Below are 2,946 nucleotides of genomic sequence, written 5' to 3'. Positions count from 1 at the left end.
GCGGCGCCGCCTGTCTCGCCGCCGGTCTGGTCGCCGGCTTGCTCGCACTCGGTCCGTCCGGCGCCTCGGCCCAGCCGGCGATGCCCGGCCCTGAGGGTCACGTCGGCCACGGTGCCGCCGCCACGCCGGACGACAGCCCGTCCACCGCTGCCTTCAAGGCGGCCGCCGGGCGCATGCACCGGGACATGGACATCGCCTATTCGGGCGATGCCGACATCGACTTCGCGCGCGGCATGATCCCCCACCACGAGGGGGCGGTGGCGATGGCGAAGATCGTGCTCGCCTTCGGCAAGGACCCGCAGATCCGCAAGCTGGCGGAAGCCGTGATCAAGGCCCAGGAGGAGGAGATCGCCTTCATGGCGGCCTGGCTCGCCAAGGCCGAGGCGGAAACGGCCACGCCGGAAACGGCCAAGGCCGGCAAATAGGCCGCACAAAAGAAGCGCCCCACCCGTGCGGGTGGGCGATCTTGCGGGCCGTGCGAGGGAAGGGGGGAGGATCAGACGGCGATGCGCTCGGCGCCGGGCATCGGCTCGCGCAGCACGTAGCCGCGGCCCCACACCGTCTCGATGTAGTTCTTGCCGGCCGAGGCGTTCGCGAGCTTCTTGCGCAGCTTGCAGATGAACACATCGATGATCTTCAGTTCGGGCTCGTCCATGCCGCCATAGAGATGGTTGAGGAACATCTCCTTGGTGAGGGTGGTGCCCTTGCGGAGCGAGAGCAGCTCCAGCATCTGGTATTCCTTGCCGGTCAGGTGCACCCGGTTGCCTTCCACCTCCACCGTCTTGGTGTCGAGGTTGACGATCAGGTCGCCGGTCTGAATCACCGACTGGGCATGGCCCTTCGAGCGCCGCACGATGGCGTGGATGCGCGCCACCATCTCGTCCTTGTGGAACGGCTTGGTGAGGTAGTCGTCGGCGCCGAAGCCGAAGCCCTTCACCTTGTCCTCGGTGTTGGCGAGGCCGGAGAGGATCAGGATCGGCGTCTTCACCTTCGCGACCCGGAGCGAGCGCAGCACCTCGAAGCCGGACATGTCCGGCAGGTTGAGGTCGAGAAGGATAATGTCGTATTCGTAGACCTTGCCGAGGTCGACGCCTTCCTCACCGAGGTTGGTCGTATAGACGTTGAAGCTCTCGGTCTTCAGCATCAATTCGATGCCCTTGGCCGTCGCACTGTCGTCCTCGATGAGCAAGACGCGCATGGCAATCCCTTTCCTCGCAACTGCTCGAAAGACGGCCTGGGCCGCCTTTCGCGTGCTCGGGCGACGGGTGATTCGCGTTAGGTCTGTAGAATCGTTAACAGATAGCGATTCTCTTCCACAAGGGTGCGCGGAAAAATCCTTGTGCACGGGAGTCAAGACTGACTCTGTTCCAAGCACTTAAGTCTTTCCGTACACCCTCCCACGCGATCAGCCCCCGCCCGAGTTCCCCCGGACGCCGGACGGACGACGCAGCGCGCGTCATCCGAACCTTGCAGCCATGATTAACGAAGGCGGTAAACGATTGGTTGCCGCGGCGGACGTTCCGGCAATTTTCTTCGCGCCGGCCCGGCGGCGGTAAGAAACGGGCAACCGCAATGGGACATTCTCGGAAAAATCGAGGGTCCAAAGCGCGTGCGGCGGCCTTCTCATCCAGTGCGTGCCCGGAGTCTACGGTGATGAAGTCGCGAGAGCCTTTGATCCGCGCCAAGAGGTTCCAGATCGACGACAAGCGCCGGCGCCTGGCGCAGATCGATCTGATGATCTGCGAGTTCGAGCGCATGGCACAGGAGCTCGACCGCGACATCGCGGCCGAGGAGCGCCGCTCCGGCATGTCCGATCCCAGGCATTTCGCCTACCCGCCGCTCGCCATGGCCGCGCGCACCCGCCGCGACAATCTGACTCACTCGGTGGGCGAGCTTAAGATTCAGCGCGAAGAGGCGAGCGCGGCGCTGGCCGAGGCCGAGGCCGACCTCGCTTTGGTGGAGGCGGCCGGCGAACTGGACCGGACGACCAAGGCCGAGGCGGGTCCGCGCCGTGCCTCCTGGCGGTCCGCGGAAGCGATCCGCCCCTGAGATGCGGCAGATCCCCACGGGGAGCCGGTAGCGACGTAGCGAAGCTGCGGTGCAACAAGGGAAATTTGCATTTTCAGGCCACTGCTGGCCGGTGGATGTGGGGACAAACGGCAGAGGCTCCGCTAGGGTTTCAGGCGACCAACGGAACATGAGGTCGCCATGGCGCTCACCCGCGAGGTCCAAGATCTGATTGCGCGGGTCGCGGAGGACGACCGGCGCGCCTTGGCCGATCTGTACCGGGTGTCGGGAGCCAAGCTCTACGGCATCGTCCTGCGCTTGCTGCGCCGGCCGGACCGGGCGGGCGACGCCATGCAGCTCGCCTTCCTGCGCATCCATGCCCAGGCCGCCGACTATCAGCCCGCCGACGATCCGGTCGCCTGGCTGGTGGCCATCGCCCGCGCGAGCGCATTCGACATTGCCCGTGCCCACGAGGAGACCGTCGCCTTCGAGCCGTTCGATGCGCCGCCCGGCGCCGTCGATCCGCTGCGGCGCGAGCGCAGCCCCGCTTTGAGGCGCCTGCTCGGCGCGCTCGGCGCCCTCTCGGAGGAGCGGCGGCGCATGGTGCTCCTGGCCTATTATGACGGCTGGAGCCGTGACGCCCTGTCGGTCTATTTCGATGCTCCGGTGCCGACGGTCAGAGCCTGGCTCGCCCGCAGCAGCAGCGAGATCGCGACGTGTCTGGCGCGCCGGCCGTGAGGCCCAAGGCGAGCGAGCAGGATCGCGCGCTCGCGGCGGAGTATGTCCTCGGCACGCTCGACCGGGCGGAACGCGAGGCGGCACGCCGGCGCCTGCGTGTCGACGAGAGCTTTGCCGGCCTGGTGCGCAACTGGGAGCGCCGCCTCGCGCCGCTGCACGAACTCTCGGTTCCGGTGGCGCCGCCGCCCACGCTGCTGGGCG

Annotated in this window: 4 protein-coding genes and 1 pseudogene; 4 read left to right on the top strand and 1 reads right to left on the bottom strand. The window is 67.0% G+C overall.

Annotated features, from left to right (window positions below; all coding sequences use genetic code 11):
- Positions 1 to 80: 80 nt before the first annotated feature.
- Positions 81 to 425, top strand: a complete 345-nt coding sequence (gene copM, locus AC2W7M_RS22975) for a CopM family metallochaperone (protein ID WP_486135203.1) — start codon at positions 81 to 83, stop codon at positions 423 to 425.
- A gap of 71 nt (positions 426 to 496) precedes the next feature.
- On the opposite strand, the gene ctrA is transcribed toward copM, so the two are convergent.
- Complete coding sequence (gene ctrA, locus AC2W7M_RS22970; protein WP_486135201.1) at positions 497 to 1,198, bottom strand: response regulator transcription factor CtrA; 702 nt, start codon at positions 1,196 to 1,198, stop codon at positions 497 to 499.
- 455 nt (positions 1,199 to 1,653) lie between these two features.
- On the opposite strand from ctrA, the gene AC2W7M_RS22965 reads away from it, so the two are divergent.
- The 3 genes and pseudogenes from AC2W7M_RS22965 to AC2W7M_RS22955 all read left to right on the top strand — a co-directional run.
- Positions 1,654 to 2,049: a flagellar export protein FliJ gene (locus AC2W7M_RS22965; protein WP_486135199.1), complete on the top strand. Its 396-nt coding sequence runs from the start codon at positions 1,654 to 1,656 to the stop codon at positions 2,047 to 2,049.
- Positions 2,050 to 2,208: 159 nt separating this feature from the next.
- Entirely contained in the window at positions 2,209 to 2,745 is a 537-nt protein-coding gene (locus AC2W7M_RS22960) for an RNA polymerase sigma factor (RefSeq protein WP_486135198.1), read from the top strand.
- Positions 2,742 to 2,946, top strand: a pseudogene (locus AC2W7M_RS22955) (anti-sigma factor); the annotation flags it as partial. The gene AC2W7M_RS22960 and the pseudogene AC2W7M_RS22955, both read left to right, overlap by 4 nt.

It is taken from the genome of Xanthobacter sp. BG11Y11_SDJG (assembly GCF_057364445.1).
Note: the sequence above shows the minus strand (reverse complement) of the source record. Positions and strands in the feature narration are given on the sequence as shown.